The organism is Streptococcus ruminantium, from assembly GCF_003609975.1.
Lineage (GTDB): Bacteria > Bacillota > Bacilli > Lactobacillales > Streptococcaceae > Streptococcus > Streptococcus ruminantium.
The window spans coordinates 1,399,260-1,422,218 of the sequence record NZ_AP018400.1; the positions used below are offsets into that span (position 1 = coordinate 1,399,260).

Consider the following 22,959-nt stretch of genomic DNA (forward strand, 5'->3'; position numbering starts at 1 on the left):
TTGCATGTACAAAAAATGGCAAGCGATAAGACGACTGCTATACGCAGTACGTACCACTTGCTTTTTTTATACAAATTGATCTAGAGGATATTATTTCAAAAATTGCTCTACCTTTCCCTTATATTTGGCCCACTCAGGAGTCAAAAAGGCCTTGTTTATATGGTAGTGAACAGGTGGCTGTTTCTCGGTGAGGAAGGGATTGATGTAACGGTCAAGCTCGAGCCAACCTCGCCAACCAATATGAATCGTATCCTGCATGAAATAATCCACATTCCCCTGCTCCGACAAATCAGCAATATGACTGAAACCCTGGCTAGTTAATTGGTGCTTAATCTTAGCTACCGTTGCTTGATACATATCCTTATTCAGGCCTGTATAGTTCATCCAACGCCCGTTGACAGGGGGAATGACAAACAACACATTCGTCCTATACTTTGCAAATTCATTCAAGACCAACTGGAGATCATTATACTCCGGAGACTGTAAATAAGATAGTTTAGTCTGTGAGTGCTTAAACTTTTGTATTCTTGATTTCAAACGATTCTTATAAAAAGTATCATCAATTTGAAAATCATTGGATTGAGTCGCACGTCTTCCTTCACTATTAGCCACATCCACTAAACGATCATAGGAAAATGTCTTGGGAAGTTTCGCAGCCTTACTCTTGACCAGCTCAAGATTACTGCCTGTATCAGGAAAGCGGCTAAATAAGGCATCCTGCCTATCTAAAAAATAACCTTGCCATTGTAGCTGCAACCGATCAAAGTCTGTTAGCTTTTCTTTATTCGCTACCTTTTGAAGCATATGAGTCAGGCTGCAACTAGATTTGAGCTCTAAGAAGCGTTTAGCTGCATATTGTTCATAGTCATCGCCTACATTTGTTTGTAAAAAGGAAATCGCTTGATCGCTACTAAAATATTGTTCAAAGGCGTCTGAACCTTCTCCCCTACGCGAAAACCACTGCGGAGAAATGATATAGATTGCCTGACTGTCTTTCAGGTGAGATCTCATCTGCTGCATACCAAAGTATTGGGTAAGAGAGGATGCCCCTCGCTGACCCAGCAAATAAGGAGTATAGCTCCGCTGGTAGGCACTTGCTAAAACTGACGGATGCATGCTATCAAACCGCAACCATTCGCTTGATCCAAAAAAGGGAACGAAACGGTGCTCCGGATTACTCAAAGCTCTATTTTTCTTGTGTCTGCTTTTAAAACTGATACTGGACAAAGCAACTGCATCCTTCTTCTCCTCTTCAATAGTAGAACGATAGGAATTTGGGAAAAATAATACGACAACCACTACTAAAAGGTGCGCGCAAAAGATTGGCCCTAAAATATGCCACAACCGCTTATGCATGCATTAACTCCGTCACACCAGCGATAATTTTATTAGCTGTATTCCAGTCTTCACGACCAAATTCTGAAACAGGGACAACGATATTAAATTGATTTTCCAACTCAACGATTAACTCAACAGTTCCCATACTGTCCAAGACACCTGCATCAAACAGATCCTCGTCCATCATATCAGACACATCTTCCATAAACAAGTCTTCAATCATTCCCAAAACTGTTTCTTTTACATCCATTTTAAAATACCTTTCATTACTGAGTGCCCTAGGTGACACTGCTTATTTAAACCATAATTTATTTAAAAATCCTGAAAAAATTAAGAAGGAGAACATCACCGCATGGAAAGTAATGACCATCCCAGCCAAAGCTGTCCAACGATTATCTGGAAGGGGAGGCTGTCCTGCTTTTTTCCTTGCTAGATTCACCGATTTTTTCTTGCGTAACCAAGCGTCATTGATCATTAAACCGATGGCATGAAAAAGACCATAGGCAACATAGTACCATGTCACGCCATGCCATAAGCCCATCAAGAGCATATTAACAAGATAGGCGACATTGGATACTGTATTTCGATTTTGAAAAATCTTATTCTTCAACAGGGTCTTCACCAGGCGCATAAAGACAAAATCACGAAACCAGAAAGACAGACTCATGTGCCAACGATTCCAAAATTCCTTGAGGTCACGAGATTTAAAGGGATGGTCAAAATTGATCGGACAACGGATTCCCATAAGGTTGGAAATCCCTAGTGCAAAGAAGGAATATCCAGCAAAATCAAAGAATAATTCAAGACCATAAAGATACATCACTCCCAGGGTCGGCAGATTGAACCAACCTCCTTGACCTAGCGCCACACCTTTCAAAGGATCAAGCAAAACCTGTCTAATAAAATAAGCTAGAATAAACTTATAAAAGAATCCCATCATGATAGAATGAATAGCCTTGTCCAGCATATTCAGTAACTCATCTCTCTCAGGAATCTGCTCATAATCTTCTGTAAACCTTCTGTAACGATCAATTGGACCGCTAGAGAATGTCGGCATAAAAAGTAGGAAACGAAGAAAGCTGACCAAACTAAAGTTTGCTAATAATCCATCCCTCATCTCCATTATCATTCCAACAGACCGAAAAGTCAGGTAAGAAATCCCTAAAAATCCAAAAAGTGAGGCAGGCTGATTGATGGTCGGTGCCAATTTCACCCAGGACAAGGGCAGAACAGCAAGAAACACCACCAGATAGAAGACCCAACCTTGATTGGCCCGTTGACGATAATACTTGTAAATAAAAACTAAAACCGTTTGCCAAAGAATATAGATAAACAAAGACAGTAACTGTTCTGTCTTACTACCTGTGAACATCAAGATAATAAAGATCAGACTGACTAGCCCCTCATACCAAGGAAAACGTTTCTTGAAGAAAAGACCTATAAAAATTGGCGCAAGGGCTAAAATTAGATAAATAAAATACAAAGGATTTCCATAGGGTTCTAAGCGTGGTAAAGCTTTAAAAAACTCCATCATTGGGCATTTACCTCACTGATCAATCCCTTAATATCAATCTTACCATTGGCGGTCAGTGGTAGACTATCACGGTAGATAAACTTAGATGGCATCATGTAATCCATCATTCGATCTGTCAACTCCCGCTTAATAGCCTTGGTCAACTCCAATTCCCTAGAAAACTGCTCCATAACCCCAGCTTTGGGAACTACATAGGCCAAGAGATTTTGTACTTTATGATCTGCGTTATAGCGCGGAACTGCCACTGCAGCCTCAACTAGACTGGATTTGTTCAGATGTTGACCCACTTCCTCTAGCTCAATACGATAGCCATTGTACTTGATTTGAAAGTCCATACGCCCACCATAGAGCAAGAGTCCCTCGTCTGTCATCATCCCCAAATCACCAGTATGATAAGCCTGAAGCCCTTCAAATTTGAAAAAGGCAGCCTCTGTCCGCTCTGGATTGTTTAAATAACCTTTTGACACTGCTGGACCGGATACAATAATCTCTCCCTGCTGTCCATTCGGCACTACTTTACCGTCCTCTCCCAAAATAAAAGTCGGCGAGTCTGGTTTGGTATAACCAATCGGTAGACGTTTGCAGGTAGCTAACATTTCATTAGTAATAGAAACTGCCGATAAGGCGACTGTAGCCTCGGTAGGACCATAGGCATTGACAATAACAGCATTTGGAAAACGTTCGCGGAGCTTCTGAGCAGTTTTTACTGTCAATTCCTCACCATCAAAATAAAAATGCGTCAACTCTGGCAGATGCTGACTATCAAACTCACGAGACAGCAAAGCCATGTCCACAAATGACGGCGTTGAGGTCCAAATCTTAAATGGTAAGGCTTGGATCGTTTCAAACAAGGTCTTAAAATCTAAGGTCAATTCCTTTGGAAGGGCAAATAAGGTCCCACCCATAGCAAGAGTCGGTGCCCAATACATGACTGACAAATCAAATGAATAAGGCGGCTGAGCTAGCATTTGTGGCCGTTCCGGCACTGCAAACTCCTTATCTGTTACCATCCAATTAGTAAAGCTAAGAAGATTACGATGGGAAATCTGCACTCCCTTAGGCTTTCCAGTCGTTCCAGATGTAAAGATGATATAGTAAATCTCATCTCCTTCTACGGGATGAGTCAAGCGGTAAGGTGTTTTATTCTGAACTATCTCTTTCAATTCAGACAAACCAACGACCGGCAAACTAGTCCCTAGAGGAAAATCGGTCACCGCAAATACCATGCTAGGCTCTGCTATTTCTATAATCGCTTCAATCCTATCGAGAGCTGAGTGACTATCCACAGGTATATAGGGATGACCTGCCTTTGTCAAGCCGACAAAAGTAGCCAACATATGGTATTCTTGACCACCAAAGACGATAACAGGAGATTTTGGTGGCAAGTCTAAACCATCGATATAAGCTGCTAAGGAATCGGAATCTGCCTTCAAATCTCCATAGCTATAAGTTTGCCCCAGATAATGATAAACAGGATAGTCAGGGGTTTCTTGGGCAAAATACTCTATTCTTTCTAACATACTTTGAATCATTTTATACTCTTCCTTCTCCTTTAAAATTCATTATAGATAAAACTACCCTGTCCTATATCCAAATAGCTGTATAAATACAAGAGCACCAATAATATAAAAAAATAGAACAACATCCTACCAACAAATATCAAAACTGGATGTTTGGTTATTACATTTTCCATCATTATAAACAAACTCTTCCCTTTTTTCTGTATTGCCATAGTACTACAACAATGTCAAAAAAACAAGTAAAAGATAGAGGTAAAAAACAGAAAAGACTGAACTAAGGAGTCCAGTCTCACATCCTTTAAGTGGATAGAAACACCAAAATTTTCCCCTATGAAGAAAAATCCATCTCACTTTCTTTTTAATCAAACTTACTAGCTGCGTCTTCATCAATAATTAGAACCACATCTTCGTGCTTTTGAAGAATACTAGCTGGAACCTCTTCCGTTACAGGTCCCTCCACGGTCGCCTTAATTGCGCCAGCTTTTTCAGAACCATAGGCCATAAGGACAATGGTTTTAGCTGCCATGATATTAGCAATTCCCATAGAAATCGCTTGTTTTGGTACCTCATCTGCTGTTTGAAAGAAGCGACTATTAGCTTCAATAGTGGATGGTGCTAAATCAACTAAATGTGTTTGTCCATCAAATGAAGCGCCTGGTTCGTTAAAACCGATATGCCCATTGCGACCAATCCCCAAAATCTGGAAATCAACCGGATTTTCTGACAAGATTTGATTGTAACGCGCGGCTTCTGCTGCTACATCCTCTGCCAGTCCATTGGGCAAATAAGACTGCTTGAAGGGCTTGGCATTGAATAAATTTTCCTTCATGAAGTGGACATAGGATTGGTCACTGTTCTCATCTAAACCAACATATTCATCTAAATTCACAGAAGTCACATCTGAAAAATCTAGTTCGGACTCTCGAATCAATCTGTAAAATTCCAATGGACTGGAACCTGTCGCTAACCCCAGAACCTTTGCTCCATTCGCTAATTTTTCTCTCAAGAGGTTTAAAGCAACTATTGCCCCCTCTGCTTGATTTTTTACAATATGAATTTTCATAAAACACCTCTTTTTGGTATAGACCGATTTTCTTATCTTTATTATATGGTATAGACCAATTTTTGTCAAGCACTTATATCCAATAATATATTATAGCAACAAAATACCTCTATCATTGATTCCTAAAAGGAGGAAATATTGTTAAAAGCTTTCCTCATCCTTCATCTATTTGTGGTATAATATACTTATGACAGATGCGCTTTTTTATTTATTTTTTATCGGTATTCTTCTCTGCCTTGCTGGCTATTTTATCCCAAAATCAAGGGTTCTAAAATTTATCTTCTACCTTGCCGGTAGCCTATTAGTGGTGTTTCCTTTTGCCCTATTGATTTACTTGACCTACATTTTACTATGATCCAAGGAGAGAATATGAATACTGCAGATTTTGATTTTGAATTACCCGAAGAACTGATTGCTCAAGTGCCTCTTGAAAAACGCGACAGTTCTAGACTATTGATTTTAAATCGTGAACACAAGAGCATGGTTGATAGTCATTTTGATCATATTATCGATCAGCTTAATCCAGGTGATGCTCTCGTCATGAACAATACTCGTGTCCTACCTGCCCGCCTTTATGGTTATAAGCCTGAAACGAATGGTCATGTAGAGCTTTTACTGTTAAAAAATATCCACGGTGATCAGTGGGAAGTACTTGCAAAACCAGCTAAACGCTTAAAAATTGGTGCTACTATCGCTTTTGGAGATGGTCGTTTGACAGCCACTATCGTGGAAGAATTAGAGCACGGTGGACGAATTGTTGAATTTTCCTACGATGGCATTTTCCTTGAAGTTTTAGAAAGTTTGGGCGAAATGCCCTTACCTCCTTATATCCATGAAAAATTGGAAGACCGAGAACGCTATCAGACGGTCTATGCTAAGGAAAATGGTTCAGCCGCAGCGCCAACTGCTGGTCTCCACTTTACTCAAGAACTACTGAAAAAAATTGAGAGAAAGGGAGTGAAACTCGTTTATTTGACCTTACATGTCGGTTTAGGAACATTCCGACCAGTATCTGTGGACAATGTTGAAGAGCACGAGATGCACTCAGAATTTTACAATCTACCTGCAGAAGCCGCTCAAATTCTCAACCAAGTCAAGGATAACGGTGGTCGTATCATTGCGGTCGGTACAACCTCTATCCGTACCTTGGAGACAATTGGAAACAAATTTAACGGCCGCTTGGAAGCTGACTCTGGTTGGACCAATATTTTTATCAAACCAGGCTATACTTTCCAGATTGTCGACGCTTTTTCAACCAATTTCCATCTACCAAAATCCACTCTTGTCATGCTTGTTTCTGCCTTTGCTGGTAGAGAATTTACTCTGGAAGCCTACAAGCATGCTGTCGAAGAAGGCTACCGTTTCTTCAGTTTTGGAGATGCTATGTTTATCCAATAAACATACCTTTATTCTCATTTTCACAACCTATTGTCTTTTGTCTCAGATGGAACATCGATACTTTCGACTCACTTAACTCCGATTGTATCTATCAGAAGTCTATTCAAAGGTCCTTATAACCAGTCTAAAAATGGGGTATATATTCTACCCAGACCACTAAAACTAATTTGATTTTGCTTTTCACTGAGCATTCACATCCCGAGGAGATTCCTATGAACAAGATTGAAAGTCGTCATCAATTGATTCTGTCCTTGATTATGGAGAAAAAAATACATACCCAGCAGGAATTACAGGAATTACTGCATGTAAATGGGGTGTCTGTCACTCAGTCTACGCTATCACGGGACATTAAAATGCTCAATCTCGTCAAGGTCAATGAGGAAGACTCAGCCCACTATGTCATCAATCCTATCGCACCGACACGCTGGGAAAAACGACTACGGCTCTACATGGAAGATGCTCTGGTAATGCTAAAGCCTATCCAGCATCAAGTAGTACTAAAAACCCTACCCGGCTTGGCCAATTCTTTCGGTTCCATCTTGGATGCTATGGAAATTCCTCAAATTGTTGCAACAGTCTGTGGAGATGATGTCTGTCTCATCATTTGTGAGAATGTAGAAGGCGCTCAGGCTTGCTTTGACTATCTAAAACAGTACACTCCACCATTTTTCTTTAGTAGACTATGAGGCTAGAGCCGACTCAATATTATTTAGTTAGTAAATCTATTTCTTCCAGTAAATGAAAAATAAATCATCTGGGTAAACCAATATATAGGGTTTACTCAGATGATTTTTTTGTTGATAGATACTTCTTGGTGGAGGAGAAACTGATTAGATTACACTAATCAATCACAAAACTTCTAAAAAAACATAGTGGTCTTGTAGTAGCTTTCTAACTTTTCTATGTCCTCATATTTTTCTGATATGATTGCTTAAAAAATAGGTCCTATCGGTGGAAAAGTTTATGCTTATACCCTCTTGCACTTTTATTCCAATCAAGGTAAATAGTAAAGATTGATGCACGATAAAATAATAATTCCATATTTTCACAAGCAATTAGAATTTCTGACAAGTAATTTTACTGAGTTTTTATTATCATTTTGAATAATACAGTCAGGTGAAAGACTAGAAAATCTGTGTGAGATTTTGCTTCTTGTAAGACAGAGTGTGAAAAAACCGACAAATGAGATATGCCTCCTGAGTCGCAAACAAGCTCCTCAAGAAAGATGTCATTCCAAACTAAAGTTGATTTATAGTGTACTGCTTATATTCATGATTTGTTAACTGTTTTGCTCAAATCGTAATTACAAGTTCTGACATGAAAAATGGGTATCTCCAAACTGGATTTACCCATTTTTATATTTTTTAACTAGTTTGTGCCCAGACTCTTTGAATCTTTACTGTATTCCTTTGTTCCTGCTTTTTACGGTAGCTAACTTCCCTAATCCTAGAATACCAAAAATGGTAAGATCGGTATTGGTCACCATTCCTGTATTTGGTAACTGTTTTTCTGGATGCCCTACTTGCTTGTCTCTGTGACTCCTTTCACCAGTCACCTGTCCTGTTCTTATAGCCCCTTCAGAAGCGAGATTTTTTTCTTTTTTCGTACTACTCTTCTCACTAGAAATGAGCGGTAGATAACCTTCTGGTATTGACTTTGATTTGGTATGATCTCCTGGTAGCAAAGCAACCAATGCCTCACGTGCAGCCCTAACTTCTGCTAAATAACCATCCACTATTGCTTGCTCAGTTTTGTTCAGTTTCCAATCAATTCTATCCAATACTGCTCGAAGCGCAGCAACGCTTTCTGACGTGTATGTGCTCAAATCAGCAGGAATTTTCTCCACCTCTTCCCGTAAGTCAGTATAATCTGCCGGAAAAGAAGATTGATCTGCTGCCACAAAAGTTACTTTCGCTAATTGCACATCGCTAGCTATCAATTCTTTCTTGGCACCGCTCTCTAATTGATAAGAAATCCCTGATATTTTAGGAAAAACAATCTTGATATAGTTAGTTCCCTTGCGAATCCCTCGAATATCAAATGTAGTCCGAGCGTAGGCAGGCGTAGCCTCTACAAAGTTATCAACTACACTAGTAGTCTCTTTATTCCACGTTTTTCCATCAGCAGATGAATAAACTGTAAAATCAATAGCTCCATCATTTACCCCTACCAAATGTTTACGAACAGACTTACCTTCTTTAGCCCAAGCCTTATTATTGTAAACCGCATAGTCTTCCAAAGTCTTGTAATAGGCTGTCAAATGGAGAGATTGGGGATCTTTCACTTGATAAATAAGAGCATTTTCTTCTTGACCAGTCGCATATAATCGACTTGTTTCATAACGAGGTTGTCCACCATAGTAAAAATTATTTTTATTCTCATGGGGAGCTTGACCGTGAGAAACAGCTGTTAACTGGCCTAGTTTCCTACTAGGTTTAATGACATAGTCGTTTGCAGGAGTGTCATCTAGATTATCAAAATAAGTCTTTTCTTGTCCTGCTTTTTGATAGACACGAATCCAATCAATCAGGTATTCGCTATCTTGTTTTGTCATGTTCTTGTTGTAATCAACATCACCAACCCAACCATCACCAACTTGTGTTTCCAAGATTGGAAACATTGGACGGGTATGCATGCCATCTCTGTCTTTACCACGTTGGGTTTGGAAAACAAATTTCCCATCAATATACCATTTGATGACATCTGGTGTCCACTCTACTTCATAGACGTGGAATTGTTGACTCCAAGCCTCATAATGTTTGATTGGAACACCGTGAGATTCTTTATTTTTAGCTAGAATACCAAAATGGTTGGTCGTCCATGCTTCCCATGGATTTTGACCAAGATATTCCAATATATCAATCTCATCATGGCCGGTTTCATCTTGCGCCAACATCCAAATGGCTGGCCAGATTCCCTTGGAATCATTAACCTTTGCCCGAACAGCTATACGACCAAATTGAAAAGAGTATTTGTCTTTAGATTCTAAACGTCCTGATGACCATGTAACTTTTTGTGGCAATTCTGTGTTATTATAGCGGTCCAAGCCAACTGCCTTAATTAAATTTTCTTTCGTATTGTGATTGGTTGTCCGGATAGACAAGTAACTCTTATCTCCATCCTTTTTAATAGAAACAGCTCCTCGATTGTAAATGGCAGCATGATTCCACATACCATCAATAATTTGCCACTTGTTTTCATCAACCTTCTCACCGTTAAATTCGTCTGACCAAACCAAGGTATCGTATTCAGATTTAGGTGGAACGTATTCTGGAGTTGACTCGTCATAAGACTTACCTCGTCCCATGATTTGAATTTCTGAATAGCGGAGAGGCTTAGCATCTGTACGCACCCCTGTGAATCGAACATATCTAGCCTTAGAACCTTTTGGAACTGCAATAGTTAGAATCTCCCCTTCACCAATGGATAGATTGCTTCCACTGTAGACAGTCTTATAGGCATTTCCTGCATTATAGTCATCATCTAAATCTACGCGAAAATTGCGATAATCTCCTGGTGACAGCTTAACCTTGATTTCCTCAATGGTATAAATATTTTTAAACTCATATTGCAGATAAGCAGCATTTCCTGTTGATTCTTGCGTAGTATAATTATCATCAAACTTGCCATCATTGATAGCATCAGGATTGCTTGGCGCCTTTCCATAAAAATACGGTTTTTTCAAGGCAGCAAGGTTAACTAGCTCAGTCTGCGATTCTTCATCAGCATTCGCATCTGCTTCTACTTTAGCCAACACTTCAACCTCATTAAATAGAACACCATTGCTATAACCTTTCCAGGAACTATTGGTATTTTGAATATAATGACCCCGACCCCAAATACGGATATAACGCGCATCAATCGGTGTTGATAATTGAATAACCTGCGGTTGCCCCTTTGTTTCAACTGTTTCTACCACATCTGCTTTCTCAAAAATAACCTTTGTGGTCTCAGGAGAAAAATCTGCACTTGTAGACAATTCAACCTTGACATCCTTAAACGTTGATATGGCATTTTCATAGGTATTCCGATGAATTTTTATAGTATGAACAGGAACCGTTTTCTCGAAATCATACTGAATGTGGACATGATCCCATTTTGAATAACCATTATCAGCTCCACCAGTTTCTTCACCTGCAATAATTTTCGTATTATTGTTAGTATCATCAGCACTACCATAAATTGTTCCATCGGTGGCTGCTGTTGGATTTTTTATCGTAACTGAAGGAATAGTTGTCAACTCTGAAGCCATCAGGTGCTGACTATTGGTTGTAGGCTCTTTGCCTTCTATCACATTTTTGTCAACTACTTTAGATGGCTCTTTGCCTTCTTCTGGCGCTAAAGCTTTTGTTTCTCTCAGAGAGTCTGATTCTGGTGCTCCTTGTCCCAAAATAGCAGTTGACTCATCAGTCGCTGCTATGTCCTTGTGACTAACCACTGTCGATTCTTCTGTTGAGAGTTCATTGGCAGCAGCAATCTGCTCTGCCCACATCAAAAAGCTAGCACAGACTAAGAGCTGCCCCAGAATGACTTTTTTTGCAAACTTACTAGGTTCCTTTTTCATCGTTCCCTCCTATAATGCTTGTAAGTTTATGTTACCGGTAACCAAAATAAATCAATACACACAATATTCCAGACCAACTACTATAGTTTTTGATAAAAACTAGTTTGAATGACTATTAGGTGCACTATTATATTTGTGATTACCATCCTACATCACAACTATAACATGTAATCTCTTTATTATAGAATAGGCTAGCTTGACCTTTTCTATATGCAAATGGGCTTTATTCCTAAAATAGCATATAATAAGTCACATTTTCATATATTACTAGCTCTTCCCTGCAAAATAGGAGCTAGTTCTATCTGGATGAGATACTAATAGCCTATTTGCTGTTTTTTAAACAATTAAAACCTGCAAAAAGAGTTCTCAGGTTAAAACCCAAGAACTCCACTTTAATACATATTTTACTATTCAGCAGCCAAGCGGTAGATAGCCTCTGCATAAATATCCATTGTTTTATATAGATCTGCTAGTGGCATGCGTTCATTTTCTTGGTGTTCTGTCTGCTCTGTATCAGGGAAACAAGCACCAAAGGCCACACAATTTGGCATGGTTCTAGCAAACGTTGCACCACCTGACGAAATTGGTTGGCTCGTCAAATCTCCAGTCTTATCCTGATAGACAGCCATGAGTGTAGAGACAAGTTCGCTATCTAATGGAACATAGAGAGCTGCTAGGTAATCATATTCTTCATAGGTCAAACCACATGCTTCTGCCTTAGCTTGCAGCGTCGAAACAAGCCAATCCTTATCTGTTGTGACAGGAATACGAATATCCAGACGGATTTCTGATCTCTTAGCACTGATAGTCAGTCCAGCAATATTGAAGCTGAGCGTACCTGATGGTGCGTCTGTCACATCCCCAAATAGCTTAAAGCCCGTTGCATCTTCACCGATAGCATGAACAATGAAATCCAGAGCTGGATGACTCTCAAAGTGCTCCAAAGCTTTGGCTAAACGAACAATAGCATTAACACCTTCGGCAGCATCTTTTGCATGACGAGAAATTCCTAAAACTGTTATTTGATCATCCTTGGCTTCATAATCGAAACCTAGTTGATCTAGTTCAGCAATTACACCCGCTAATAAATGACCTGAATAACTAGCTTTTGCAGGTACCACATTATAAGCAGTCCCCGCTTCAATATTGAGACAACTATGTCCTGGTCCATGTAACTTGGCTTGCAGTAAACCTTTTTCAGCATAGGTCAATGGGAAAGATGAATCTGGAGCAAATCCCATGGTCGCTACTTCTTCTAGCTGATTATAGCGGTTCATACAACGCCATAGGGTTTCTTCATCTGTACCAAAAATAAAACGGATTCGTTTATCAAAGTGAACACCTGCATCCATTAGTGCCTTGACAGCAAATAAAGCCGCCATAGAAGGTCCTTTGTCATCTTGAACACCACGTCCAATAATATGATCGCCTTGCACCACCGCTTCAAATGGTGGTGTTTTCCATTTGGTCACATCACCTGCAGGTACAACATCCAGATGACAGAGAACAGCTAACAGCTCTTCTCCCTGACCAATTTCAGCGTAGCCATAATAACCAGCAGGATCCAAATAGGTTTTAAAACCCATCTTCTCCGTCAAAGCTAGAGTATACTCCAAAACTTCCTGAATAGCTTGCCCAAATGGAGTATCTGCTTGGTGCTCATGCAAGACAGAAGGAAAGGCAACTAATTCCTGAATAGCTCGAACACATTCCTCTTGATGAGTTGATTGAATAAAACTTGTTCTCATTGTTTCCCCTTTCAATGTGGTGAAATACTATCAGCTTTAGGTATATCCATTCTATCATAAATAGAAAAACTGAGCTAGACACAATTTTAACCAAAGAAATCGATCTAACTCAGAATTTCATTTAGAAGAATGTTGCAATAACCAAAATAGCGATGGAAGCAATCACAATACCTGCAATCAATTTACCTACAAACTTGTACCAAGTACCAATTTCAACACGACCAAGTGCCAAAGCTCCCATTACGATACCTGATGTTGGAGCTACCAAGTTTAAAACACCTGAAGCAGCTTGGAAGGCTGTAATAACCAAGTGAGCTGGTACATTGACAAATTCTCCAAGCGGTGCCATGATCCCCATGGATGCACCTGCAAGTCCTGATGAAGATGGAATCAAGAAGGACATTGGCAAATAGAAGAGATAAGTCAAGACAATAAAGATTTGAGATGACAAACCTTTCAACCCAACTTCACCCCAATGAAGAATGGTTGCGGTAATCATACCATCGTTCATGATTACTTGGATACCACGTGCCACTGCACAAATCAAAGCTACGCTGAAAATATCAGCTGCACCGTTCATGAAAGCCTTAACCAAGCGCTCTTCGCTCATGCCATATACCAAACCTGCTACAATAGCTGCTACAGCAAAAAGCATTGCTCCTTCTGGGAAATACCATGTACCGAGCGCAGCAGTTGATGAACCAATCACCTGACCGATGAATGGGAGAGCAACCAACCAATCTTTGAACTGTTTAAAAATGTTTATACCCAAGTCTCCCCAAGGGATGAAACTACAAATCATCAGAACAAAGGTCAAAACAAAGACCCAAAGAACACGCTTTTGCGCAGGCGTTAATTCTGCCTTCACTTCTTGAGTTGCTGCCACATTAAAGTGTGCCATATCTGCTTCACGTTGCTTGTAAACAAGAGACTTAGTTGGATCATTTTTTACTTTTTCAGCATAGTTTGCGACAAAGGCGATCCCCATTGCTAACATCACAACGAAGAAAATCAATCGCCAAATCATACCGTCTGCCACACTAACTCCGGCTGCATCAGCAGCGACAACTGTAGCAAATGGGTTTACAGTTGAAGCCAAGCAACCAATCTGCGAACCGAGCAAGATAATGGCCACACCAGTAATTGAGTCGAAACCAACAGCCATCATAACTGGGACAATGAGTGGGAAGAAGGCCATGGTTTCTTCGCCCATACCATAGGTAGAACCACCCAACGCAAATAGGAACATAAGGACGTAAATCAACCATTTTTCACGACCCTTGAACCGTTTTACGATAGAAGCAATCCCTACATCAAGTGCACCTGTTTCGTTGACAACGCCTAAAAAGGCACCAACCATCAGGATAAAGAAGGCAACATCAATAGCTTTACTAGTTTCGCCATGTCCCAACATAGCGCGAATAGGAGCCATTAGTACATCCCAAATCCCTTGTTGATTTTGCTTAACCGCTTCATAAGTTCCCGTAATAAACTTACCAGCCTCATCCTTCTGATACTGACCTGCTGGAATAATCCATGTCATAATTGCCATCACGGCAATAATGAGTATCAATATAGTATAAGACGAAGGCAACTTAAAGCCTTTTTTCACTTTTTCGCTCATCGCAAAAAACCTCCTATAATATTTTTATAACCAATAATAATCCAAAACTGATGAGAAAATAAAGTTCAAGCTAGTCTTCCCTACTTCCAATTCTTAAGTAGCAGGCTGGAAAACTCCGCCAGAATTTCTCACTCATCAAGATGAATCAACACCTATCGTTTTGACTTTCAAAGAGAATTTATTTATTCTTTATTGCAAAGAAAGTTATATTCACAATAACCTAATCAAATATCCACCTAAAACCAAGAGATTATGCATCTCTTCCAGTATTTTTAGACTTAATGACCACCAAAACCTGCTTCAGCAGTCCCAAGGACCGTTTCTTCTGCCACTTTCGAACTTTTAAACAGCAGGCTAAAAACACCGTTTTGATTATCAAAGAATATCATCCTGAAAACATTGCTTATAGATAGATACTTGATAGGAATTTGATGGGAAGAGGGAAAAGTATGAAACATGCTCAACTTTTTCCCTGCATCCATCAATAAAATAACCCGTCCAACTTTACTGTTTGACAATGATTGTCCCACTGTCTGACTCAATCAATGCACCTAAGTTTTCTAGCGATGTAATAACTGCTTTTGATTCCGGTTTATTATTCACAAAAGCAATAGCTGCTTGAACTTTTGGCAACATAGAACCTGGCGCAAATTGGTTTTGTTGGATATATTCCTCCAATTCAGCTACGGTTACTTTTTCTAATTTTTCCTGATCTGGCTTGTTGTAGTTAACAAAGACATAATCCACACCCGTCAATACGATAAACAAGTCAGCATCCACCAATTCAGCCAAACATTGAGAAGCGAAATCCTTATCAATAACCGCCTCAACACCTGAAAGAGTACCATCTTGTTCCTGCACAACTGGGATACCACCGCCCCCAGCAGCCACAACAACTTCCCCTGCATTGAGAAGGGTTCTGATAGTACCAATTTCTTTGATACCAACCGGCTTTGGCGAAGCCACAACCTTACGCCAACCACGACCTGCATCTTCTTTGAACGTTGCACCAGTCTTTTCGGCTTCTACCTTAGCCTCTTCTTCTGTATAGAATGGACCGATTGGCTTCGATAAGTTCTCGAAAGCCGGATCATGCTTATCAACGATAACCTGAGTAATGATAGAAGCTACATTCTTATCTATACCTTCCTTTAGCAGCTCATTTTCCAGAGCATTTTGCAACCAGAAACCAATCGAACCTTCTGTCATTGCTACCAAGCTATCCAATGGAAAAGCTGGGTTTTTCTCTGAATCGGCAGCAAGGTTTTGAAGAAGCAAATTCCCAACCTGAGGACCGTTTCCATGCGTGATAATTAAGTTGTCCCCATTTTTTATTAGTTTTACAAGATGCTTAGCTGTCTGTACCAAAGCTTCCTTCTGTGCTTGAGCCGATGGGTCAGAAGATAAGATAGCATTTCCTCCCAAGGCTACTACAATTTTTCGATTCGTCATATTCTTAGATCTCGCCTCACTTTCGTATAACAGAAATCGTTTTCATTTCTCTCCATAAAAAGGGGCTGATCCCAGCCCCCGGAGGTTGCGATTTCATTCAGTAGTTTTTAAACACGTGGTACAAACGGATCACCCAATGTTGCAGCCATCACTGCTTTGATAGTGTGCATACGGTTTTCAGCTTGGTCGAAGTGGCGTGCATACTTGCTACGGAACACTTCATCTGTCACTTCCATTTCTTCTACACCGAATTTTTCAGCAACATCTTTACCGTAAACTGTATTGGTATCATGGAAAGCTGGTAGGCAGTGCAAGAAGATGAGATCTTCGTTCTCTGCTTTTTTCACCAACTCCATATTGACTTGGTAAGGTTTCAAAAGGGCAACACGTTCTGCAAATTTATCTTCCTCACCCATTGATACCCAAACATCTGTATAAAGAACATCTGCTCCTTTAACAGCCTCATCTGCATTATCCGTGATAAGAACACGCGCACCAGATTCTTTAGCGAAGCCTTTTGCTAGTTCAACGACTTCTTCTTCTGGGAAGAGTTCTTTTGGTGAGAAGATGTGGACATTAACACCAAGAATAGCACCAGTTACCAATAGTGAATTAGCAACATTATTGCGTCCATCACCACAATAAACCAAAGTCAATCCTTCAAGTTTGCCAAAGTTTTCTTTGACAGTTAAGTAGTCTGCCAACATTTGAGTTGGATGCCACGCATCGGTCAATCCATTCCATACAGGTACACCTGAGAACTCCGCCAATTCTTCTACCATTTTTTGGCTGAAACCGCGGAACTCAATACCATCAAACATCCGTCCCAGTACTTTAGCAGTATCTTCTGTAGATTCTTTTTTGCCAAGTTGAATATCATTGGCACCAAGATATTCAGGGTGAGCACCCAAATCAATAGAAGCTACCGTGAAAGCTGCACGAGTACGTGTTGATGTTTTTTCAAACAAGAGCGCAATATTTTTTCCTTCCAAATAGCGATGCGGAATATTACGCTTCTTCAAATCTTTCAAATGCGCTGAAAAATCAATCAACCATTCCAATTCTGCACGAGTGAAATCCTTCTCCGCTAAAAAATGTCTGCCTTTAAAAATGTTTGTCATTGCTTCTTCTCCTAATTTTATTTCTATGTAATTGTTTTCGTCAGTGTTTGGCACCATTCCCCATCCTCTTGATAGATGTCCGATGTTGCCTGATAACCTAAGGACTCATAAAATGACTTAGCTGTCAACTCCGAATGAATCAGCAGCTGATGGATGCCAACTTCAAGAGCATAATCTTCCAAAGCTCGGATAATTTTTGAAGCATAGCCATTGCCCCTGTATTTTTTAAGTGTAGCAATTCGAGTTAACCTTGCTTGCCCTTGTCCAATCGGAAGAAAGCGTCCAGTTGAGACCGGCTTTCGATCAAGATACAGGTTTGCATATACCCGACCTTTCTCATCATGCCGGTCAAATTCATCCTCTTTCGCAATATTTCGTTCAAGAACAAAGACCCTATAGCGTACGTATAACGCACTTGCTCGTTCCCAAGGTTCCGAACCAATACAAAGCAGTTCTCGAGTCTTCATCATTAAACTTCTTCACGTTCAAATGGCATTGACATACAACGTGGTCCACCACGACCGCGAACCAACTCACTACCACCAATCTTAATCAAGCGAAGTCCTTTAGATTCTAAGATAGCGTTAGTAATAGTGTTACGCTTGTAAACAACTACAACACCCGGTGCAATCGTTAACGTATTTGAACCATCATTCCATTGTTCACGACCAGCAGCAACCATATCACCGCCACCACAACGAATCAATTCCACTTTTTCAAGACCAAGGTTTGTAGCAAGTAATTCTGCCAAGTCACCATGTTCTTCTTCAATATGGAGCATCTCATTTTCATAAGTGACAGAATAAACCCGTAAATCCCCTTCAATTTCTGGGTGAATCGTAAACTTATCATAGTCAACCATTGTGAACACTGTATCCAAGTGCATGAATTTACGATTATTAGCAAACTCAAAAGCTAGCACCTTCTTGAAGCCCACATTTTGCTCGAAGATATTTACTAAAAGTTTTTCAATAGATGCTGCGTCCGTACGTTGTGAAATCCCTACAGCCAAAACATCCCTTGAAAGAACCAGCTCATCACCACCTTCGATACGGGTTGTTTCTTCACGGTCATAAACCAGCGGTACTTTTCCACCATATTCTGGATGGTAAGTAAAGATGTATTTGCCATACAAGGTTTCCCGATTACGTGTTTCGGAGTACATGTGATTCAGTGAAACAGCATTACCGATTGTAGCAAATGGATCCCGTGTGAAGTAAAGGTTTGGCATTGGATCTATTGCAAATGGGTAGGAGGATTCGACCAAATCTGTCAAACCTTTTTCTTCAGCAGGGATGTCTGGCAATTCTGCCTTTTGAACACCAGCCATTGTTTTTTCAACCAGTTCTTGATTGTCTTCAATAGCCATCAATAACTGACGAATCGCTTTCTTAGTTGCTCGACCACGGATATTTGCTTCATCCAAGTACTCATTGATAAATTGCTCACGAACCTCAGGTGTAATGAGTGATTCAGCAGCTAATTTTTCTAAGTAAAGCACCTCAACCCCTTCATCACGAAGAGCTTGAGCAAATGCATCGTGTTCTTTTTGTGCATCTTCCAAGAAAGGAATATCATCAAAAAGCAAGCGCTCCAAGTAATCAGGCATCAGGTTTTCAATTTCCTTACCCGGTCTATGCAACATAACTTTTTTTAACTTACCAATTTCTGAAAATACATGAATAGGATGGTTAGACATCTTCTGTTCTCCTTTTAGATTTATAACATGATTTAGGAACGACAAGAGACCGTACGCTTTCCCATCTCGTCTCCTATTTACACCCCTAGTCTAACAAAGCAAGGAGTAAAAAACTTGAAAACGTTCACATTTGTTTTGAGAAATCCTTCACATTTTTAAGCCTAATTATGGGTAAATATCGATAATATCGACTATAATCTGCATATTTCTCTCCAATATATCATTAGATGAATTTTTATTTTTTGTAAAAAAATAACAGAAACTTCAATGAGTCTCTGTTAAATTTTCTAAAAAATAATCAATATCCAGATAGGTTAATTGTTTATGACTGTAGGCAATCTTTTCATCCTGTTTCAGCTGCTTGAGAACATGGCTAACTGTTTCTCTAGTCGTAGCCGCTAAGCGTGAAATTTCTTGAATATGGATTTCAAACGGTAGAGTAGCCTGACTATCCCTTTGACACATATCCCAATAAAGAAGAGCTAGTGCCTGAACAACCCTATCTGATGCCTTGGCGCGCATCGCGTTTCGCAATCGTAACTCCTGAAAACTAAGAATTCTGGATAATTTCTGACAAATATAAACCAACTGACGAGGGTTTACTCTAGATATACTTTCAAACAAGGCCATCGGCACGATAAAGCACTCTAAATCCGTTATGGCTATGGCCGTATAGTGATAGGGTTTGTCTTGAAATATATCTCCAAAAGGAAAAGCACCACCCTGCCGAATATAATCTAAATAAGTAAAGCTATCTGTTTCATCGTACTGCTCAATCCGAACATATCCTTGATACAATACAAATAAATAGTCTCTGGAGTCTTCCGCATAAAAAAAGATTTGTCCTTTAGGAATCTTTCGAAAACGAATATGCTTAGCTAACTGGTCAAAACTATCACGTGTTAACCGCTCAAAGGCTGGATGTTTTCTTAGATAATCATATTGTTCATTGCTTATCATCAACATTCCTTTCCAGTTGGGTATCCCTTATCCATTCTAACATATATCCGCTCACAAAGCTAATCATGACTAGAAAAAGCCTCTCCATCTCCTAGAAACCTATCTCAAAAACCAATTCACAAGGCTAGTTCACAACAAGTGACTACCTTTATTGCTTTACTACAACTCATCTGCAATCTGATTGATTTTCCGCAAACGGTGATTAACCCCACTTTTGGTAATGGGATTGCTCAAGCTATCGGCCAACTGCTGGATGGAATAATCAGGGTGCAGGATCCGTAACTGGGCAATTTCTTGTAAGTCACCCGATAACTGATCCAAACCAATGGTTTCCATAATTTTGATAATATTGTTTATCGTTTTCATGCTGGCATGAACTGTTTTGGCTATATTTGCTGCCTCTGCATTGGTTGTCCGATTCAAATCATTTCGAGCTTCACGAAGTAATTTGACATTTTCAAATTCGATTTTGGCCTCTTCTGCTCCAATCACCAGAAGAAAATCCATAATATCTTCAGCCCGTTGTAGATAGGTAATTGTCCCTTTACTTCGCTCAATTACCTTAGCATCCAGCAGGAATTTCTGCATGAGATTCGCTAAATCATGAGCATGATCACTATAGACAGAAGCAATTTCTAGTTGATACTTTCCTTTTTCAGGATCCTTTACAGATCCACTTGCCAGAAAGGCCCCACGCAAATAGGCTTGACTCCAAGCATCATTTTCTAAAACCAAGGGAGAGATTCCTGTCTCCAGTCCAAAGAAACTATCCGCCAAATGCAAATCATTTAAAATATCAGTAACCCCATCCTCTACTAAAACGGCATAGACTCGGTTCTTCTTAAGATTGGGCTTTTGATGGTGATGGATTTCCGCTTTGATCTGATAGAAATACAACAACAACTCATAAATATGACGAGCAATCTTGGCATTTTCTGTACTGATGGATAATGTCAAACCAGACGAGGCCAAACCTAAACTGCCAGACAGCTTGATGATAGCCGATAGTTCACTCTTATTTTGACTGGACTGACTCAGCAGTTCCTCTTTTACCTGTACTGTAAAACTCATGACCGCACCTGCAAAATCTTGAGCAACTCTTCTACCACCAAATCACCATCATGAAACGCTCCGCCATTTTCCAACCGTAAAAAATCTGAAGAGATGACGCGACCAGCCTGCTCTTGCAAGCCAGCAAAGTCATGCTTAACCTGCACCAAATACTCATCAAACTGATTGGTATTCATATAATCTTGCGGAACAGGTTCAATATTCACTAAAACCGTATCAATAAATTTTTCTGCTAAATGGGCATTGAGAACCGCAACATGATCCGCATCCGAGAAAAATTCTGTTTCTCCACGCTGGGTCATGATATTGCAAACATAGGTCACCTCTGCCTTTGTTTCTTTGAGGGCCTTCCCAATATCTGAAATCATGAGGTTGGGCAAGATAGAGGTAAAAAGCGAGCCGGGACCTAGAACGATCATATCACTATTCATAATTGTTTCGACAACCTGACGACTTGCCTTTGGCTCATCATCATTGTAGGAATTTGTCACATAGACATGACCAATCATACCCTTGTGTTTAGCAATTTTGCTTTCACCAGACACCTCTGTCCCATCTGTAAAGACTGCATGTAGTGTTAAAGCCTGTTCGCTTGAGGGATAGATTCTCCCTGTTGTATGGAAAAAACGAGTTAGCAGACGCATAGCATTGTAGGTTGACCCTTGCATCTCAGAAATCCCTGCAATAATAAGATTCCCAAGCGGATGACCTGCTAAGGGACCATCTGAATCTGCAAAACGGTACTGAAAAATCTGCTCATAGAGTTTAGGCATATCAGACATGGCTAAAAGAACATTGCGCAAATCTCCCGGCGGTGTCACCTGCAAGGCCTGACGGATCTCTCCAGATGAACCACCATCATCTGCCACCGTCACAATAGCTGTAATATCCACATCCTTATCCCGCAAACTCTTCAAAATGACTGGGATTCCCGTTCCACCACCGATGACTGTTATCTTTGGCTTTCTCATGAGCGATTAACCGTTTCCTTCCGTCTATCTTTATCCCGATGACTACGATGAACAATCCAGTTTTTCTCCAAATCATCTGCGAGGCGTTTAGCAAAAGCAACACTTCTATGCTGACCGCCTGTACATCCAACCGCAATCGTTAGAACAGCCTTGCCTTCCTTCTGATAGCCAGGCAAGATCGGCTCAATCAAACCAAGCAAATGCTTATAAAACTCTTCTGATTCTCGATGTTCCATCACATAATCAAAAACCGGCTGATCCAGACCCGTTAGATTTCGCAATTCAAATATATAATAAGGATTTGGTAAGAAGCGGACATCAAACACCAAATCCGCATCCAGTGGCAAACCATATTTAAAACCAAAAGACATAACTTCTATACGGAAAGAAGGCTGGTTGTCCTTGCTGGCAAACTGTTCCGAAATCTCCCTACGCAAATTTCGAGGTGTCAGCTCTGTCGTATCAATCACATTTTGACTCATATTTTTCAAGGGAGCTAACAACTCACGCTCAAGCTGAATACCATCCAGAACACGTCCATCCGCTGCCAACGGATGGGAACGACGAGTTTCCTTGTAACGAGCAACCAATTCACTGTCTGTCGCATCTAAAAAGAGCACTTTAAAGTCCAGATCTTCTGCCCCTTCAATCTCATCCAGAACCTCTCGAATCTCAGAGAAGAAAGACCTACTCCGCATATCTACCACAAGGGCTATCTTGTCATTATCCTGGCTGTGGCGAATCAATTCTAAAAATTTTGGTAAGAGTGTCGGAGGCATATTATCAATGGTAAAATAGCCCAAGTCTTCAAAAGACTGGATAGCCACCGTCTTACCTGCCCCAGACATCCCTGTCACAATTACTAAATGGAGTTTGTCTGACATGACATCCCCTCC

Annotated in this window: 20 protein-coding genes; 2 read left to right on the top strand and 18 right to left on the bottom strand. The window is 40.2% G+C overall.

The features are described 5' to 3' along the window. Nucleotides 1–90 precede the first annotated feature (90 nt). The 6 genes from dltD to SR187_RS06675 all read right to left on the bottom strand — a co-directional run bounded on the left by dltD (nt 91) and on the right by SR187_RS06675 (nt 5,455). A complete protein-coding gene (dltD, locus tag SR187_RS06650) occupies nt 91–1,356 on the bottom strand; it encodes a D-alanyl-lipoteichoic acid biosynthesis protein DltD (RefSeq protein WP_120171920.1) in 1,266 nt (421 codons plus the stop codon). Further along, complete coding sequence (gene dltC / locus SR187_RS06655) at nt 1,349–1,588, bottom strand: D-alanine--poly(phosphoribitol) ligase subunit DltC (RefSeq protein ID WP_024532629.1); 240 nt, start codon at nt 1,586–1,588, stop codon at nt 1,349–1,351. The genes dltD and dltC overlap by 8 nt, the downstream gene beginning before the upstream one ends. Nucleotides 1,589–1,630: 42 nt before the next feature. Next, entirely contained in the window at nt 1,631–2,872 is a 1,242-nt protein-coding gene (gene dltB, locus SR187_RS06660; protein WP_120171921.1) for a D-alanyl-lipoteichoic acid biosynthesis protein DltB, read from the bottom strand. Beyond that, entirely contained in the window at nt 2,869–4,404 is a 1,536-nt protein-coding gene (gene dltA / locus SR187_RS06665; protein ID WP_120171922.1) for a D-alanine--poly(phosphoribitol) ligase subunit DltA, read from the bottom strand. Before dltA ends, dltB begins: the two co-directional genes overlap by 4 nt. A 20-nt stretch (nt 4,405–4,424) precedes the next feature. Next, nucleotides 4,425–4,565: a teichoic acid D-Ala incorporation-associated protein DltX gene (locus tag SR187_RS06670; RefSeq protein WP_079276146.1), complete on the bottom strand. Its 141-nt coding sequence runs from the start codon at nt 4,563–4,565 to the stop codon at nt 4,425–4,427. A gap of 185 nt (nt 4,566–4,750) precedes the next feature. After that, nucleotides 4,751–5,455, bottom strand: a complete 705-nt coding sequence (locus tag SR187_RS06675) for a glucosamine-6-phosphate deaminase (protein ID WP_120171923.1) — start codon at nt 5,453–5,455, stop codon at nt 4,751–4,753. Between the two features lie 369 nt (nt 5,456–5,824). Between SR187_RS06675 and queA the strand changes: the two genes are divergently transcribed. Then, complete coding sequence (gene queA, locus SR187_RS06680; protein WP_120171924.1) at nt 5,825–6,853, top strand: tRNA preQ1(34) S-adenosylmethionine ribosyltransferase-isomerase QueA; 1,029 nt, start codon at nt 5,825–5,827, stop codon at nt 6,851–6,853. 212 nt (nt 6,854–7,065) lie between these two features. After that, nucleotides 7,066–7,539: an arginine repressor gene (locus SR187_RS06685; RefSeq protein ID WP_024532624.1), complete on the top strand. Its 474-nt coding sequence runs from the start codon at nt 7,066–7,068 to the stop codon at nt 7,537–7,539. Nucleotides 7,540–8,249: 710 nt separating this feature from the next. On the opposite strand, the gene SR187_RS06690 is transcribed toward SR187_RS06685, so the two are convergent. The 12 genes from SR187_RS06690 to rapZ all read right to left on the bottom strand — a co-directional run bounded on the left by SR187_RS06690 (nt 8,250) and on the right by rapZ (nt 22,947). Continuing rightward, a complete protein-coding gene (locus SR187_RS06690; protein WP_120171925.1) occupies nt 8,250–11,417 on the bottom strand; it encodes a family 16 glycosylhydrolase in 3,168 nt (1,055 codons plus the stop codon). 407 nt (nt 11,418–11,824) lie between these two features. Beyond that, nucleotides 11,825–13,165 carry a dipeptidase gene (locus SR187_RS06695; protein WP_120171926.1) on the bottom strand — a complete coding sequence of 447 codons (1,341 nt, stop codon included), beginning with the start codon at nt 13,163–13,165 and terminating at the stop codon, nt 11,825–11,827. Nucleotides 13,166–13,286: 121 nt separating this feature from the next. Next, a complete protein-coding gene (locus tag SR187_RS06700; protein WP_120171927.1) occupies nt 13,287–14,789 on the bottom strand; it encodes a YfcC family protein in 1,503 nt (500 codons plus the stop codon). Nucleotides 14,790–15,067: 278 nt separating this feature from the next. Then, nucleotides 15,068–15,307 (bottom strand): hypothetical protein, encoded by a 240-nt coding sequence (locus SR187_RS06705; RefSeq protein ID WP_024532620.1) that lies wholly within the window; start codon nt 15,305–15,307, stop codon nt 15,068–15,070. Next, a complete protein-coding gene (gene arcC / locus SR187_RS06710; RefSeq protein WP_024532619.1) occupies nt 15,294–16,241 on the bottom strand; it encodes a carbamate kinase in 948 nt (315 codons plus the stop codon). The genes SR187_RS06705 and arcC overlap by 14 nt, the downstream gene beginning before the upstream one ends. Nucleotides 16,242–16,348: 107 nt before the next feature. Then, nucleotides 16,349–17,362: an ornithine carbamoyltransferase gene (argF, locus tag SR187_RS06715; protein ID WP_024532618.1), complete on the bottom strand. Its 1,014-nt coding sequence runs from the start codon at nt 17,360–17,362 to the stop codon at nt 16,349–16,351. A gap of 23 nt (nt 17,363–17,385) precedes the next feature. After that, nucleotides 17,386–17,829, bottom strand: coding sequence for a GNAT family N-acetyltransferase (locus tag SR187_RS06720; RefSeq protein ID WP_407697541.1), 444 nt, complete (start codon nt 17,827–17,829; stop codon nt 17,386–17,388). Between the two features lie 2 nt (nt 17,830–17,831). Continuing rightward, nucleotides 17,832–19,061 carry an arginine deiminase gene (gene arcA / locus SR187_RS06725; RefSeq protein WP_120171930.1) on the bottom strand — a complete coding sequence of 410 codons (1,230 nt, stop codon included), beginning with the start codon at nt 19,059–19,061 and terminating at the stop codon, nt 17,832–17,834. Between the two features lie 264 nt (nt 19,062–19,325). Then, the gene (locus tag SR187_RS06730) at nt 19,326–20,021 is read right to left on the bottom strand and encodes a Crp/Fnr family transcriptional regulator (RefSeq protein WP_120171931.1); all 696 of its coding nucleotides are present in this window, start codon (nt 20,019–20,021) and stop codon (nt 19,326–19,328) included. Between the two features lie 159 nt (nt 20,022–20,180). Continuing rightward, nucleotides 20,181–21,092: a DNA-binding protein WhiA gene (whiA, locus tag SR187_RS06735; protein WP_120171932.1), complete on the bottom strand. Its 912-nt coding sequence runs from the start codon at nt 21,090–21,092 to the stop codon at nt 20,181–20,183. Continuing rightward, a complete protein-coding gene (locus tag SR187_RS06740; RefSeq protein ID WP_024532613.1) occupies nt 21,089–22,063 on the bottom strand; it encodes a YvcK family protein in 975 nt (324 codons plus the stop codon). Before SR187_RS06740 ends, whiA begins: the two co-directional genes overlap by 4 nt. Continuing rightward, nucleotides 22,060–22,947: an RNase adapter RapZ gene (gene rapZ, locus SR187_RS06745; RefSeq protein WP_120171933.1), complete on the bottom strand. Its 888-nt coding sequence runs from the start codon at nt 22,945–22,947 to the stop codon at nt 22,060–22,062. Before rapZ ends, SR187_RS06740 begins: the two co-directional genes overlap by 4 nt. Nucleotides 22,948–22,959 lie beyond the last annotated feature (12 nt).

What these genes read in the sequence shown, in the direction of transcription:
- SR187_RS06685 (WP_024532624.1), top strand. Translation starts at nt 7,066, where the DNA reads ATGAACAAGATTGAAAGTCGTCATCAATTGATTCTGTCCTTGATTATG.
- SR187_RS06675 (WP_120171923.1), bottom strand. Translation starts at nt 5,455, where the DNA reads ATGAAAATTCATATTGTAAAAAATCAAGCAGAGGGGGCAATAGTTGCT.
- dltB (WP_120171921.1), bottom strand. Translation starts at nt 2,872, where the DNA reads ATGATGGAGTTTTTTAAAGCTTTACCACGCTTAGAACCCTATGGAAAT.
- whiA (WP_120171932.1), bottom strand. Translation starts at nt 21,092, where the DNA reads ATGAGTTTTACAGTACAGGTAAAAGAGGAACTGCTGAGTCAGTCCAGT.
- SR187_RS06700 (WP_120171927.1), bottom strand. Translation starts at nt 14,789, where the DNA reads ATGAGCGAAAAAGTGAAAAAAGGCTTTAAGTTGCCTTCGTCTTATACT.
- arcC (WP_024532619.1), bottom strand. Translation starts at nt 16,241, where the DNA reads ATGACGAATCGAAAAATTGTAGTAGCCTTGGGAGGAAATGCTATCTTA.
- SR187_RS06730 (WP_120171931.1), bottom strand. Translation starts at nt 20,021, where the DNA reads ATGATAAGCAATGAACAATATGATTATCTAAGAAAACATCCAGCCTTT.
- arcA (WP_120171930.1), bottom strand. Translation starts at nt 19,061, where the DNA reads ATGTCTAACCATCCTATTCATGTATTTTCAGAAATTGGTAAGTTAAAA.
- queA (WP_120171924.1), top strand. Translation starts at nt 5,825, where the DNA reads ATGAATACTGCAGATTTTGATTTTGAATTACCCGAAGAACTGATTGCT.
- dltC (WP_024532629.1), bottom strand. Translation starts at nt 1,588, where the DNA reads ATGGATGTAAAAGAAACAGTTTTGGGAATGATTGAAGACTTGTTTATG.
- SR187_RS06695 (WP_120171926.1), bottom strand. Translation starts at nt 13,165, where the DNA reads ATGAGAACAAGTTTTATTCAATCAACTCATCAAGAGGAATGTGTTCGA.
- SR187_RS06720 (WP_407697541.1), bottom strand. Translation starts at nt 17,829, where the DNA reads ATGAAGACTCGAGAACTGCTTTGTATTGGTTCGGAACCTTGGGAACGA.
- SR187_RS06740 (WP_024532613.1), bottom strand. Translation starts at nt 22,063, where the DNA reads ATGAGAAAGCCAAAGATAACAGTCATCGGTGGTGGAACGGGAATCCCA.
- SR187_RS06670 (WP_079276146.1), bottom strand. Translation starts at nt 4,565, where the DNA reads ATGGAAAATGTAATAACCAAACATCCAGTTTTGATATTTGTTGGTAGG.
- dltA (WP_120171922.1), bottom strand. Translation starts at nt 4,404, where the DNA reads ATGATTCAAAGTATGTTAGAAAGAATAGAGTATTTTGCCCAAGAAACC.
- argF (WP_024532618.1), bottom strand. Translation starts at nt 17,362, where the DNA reads ATGACAAACATTTTTAAAGGCAGACATTTTTTAGCGGAGAAGGATTTC.
- rapZ (WP_120171933.1), bottom strand. Translation starts at nt 22,947, where the DNA reads ATGTCAGACAAACTCCATTTAGTAATTGTGACAGGGATGTCTGGGGCA.
- dltD (WP_120171920.1), bottom strand. Translation starts at nt 1,356, where the DNA reads ATGCATAAGCGGTTGTGGCATATTTTAGGGCCAATCTTTTGCGCGCAC.
- SR187_RS06690 (WP_120171925.1), bottom strand. Translation starts at nt 11,417, where the DNA reads ATGAAAAAGGAACCTAGTAAGTTTGCAAAAAAAGTCATTCTGGGGCAG.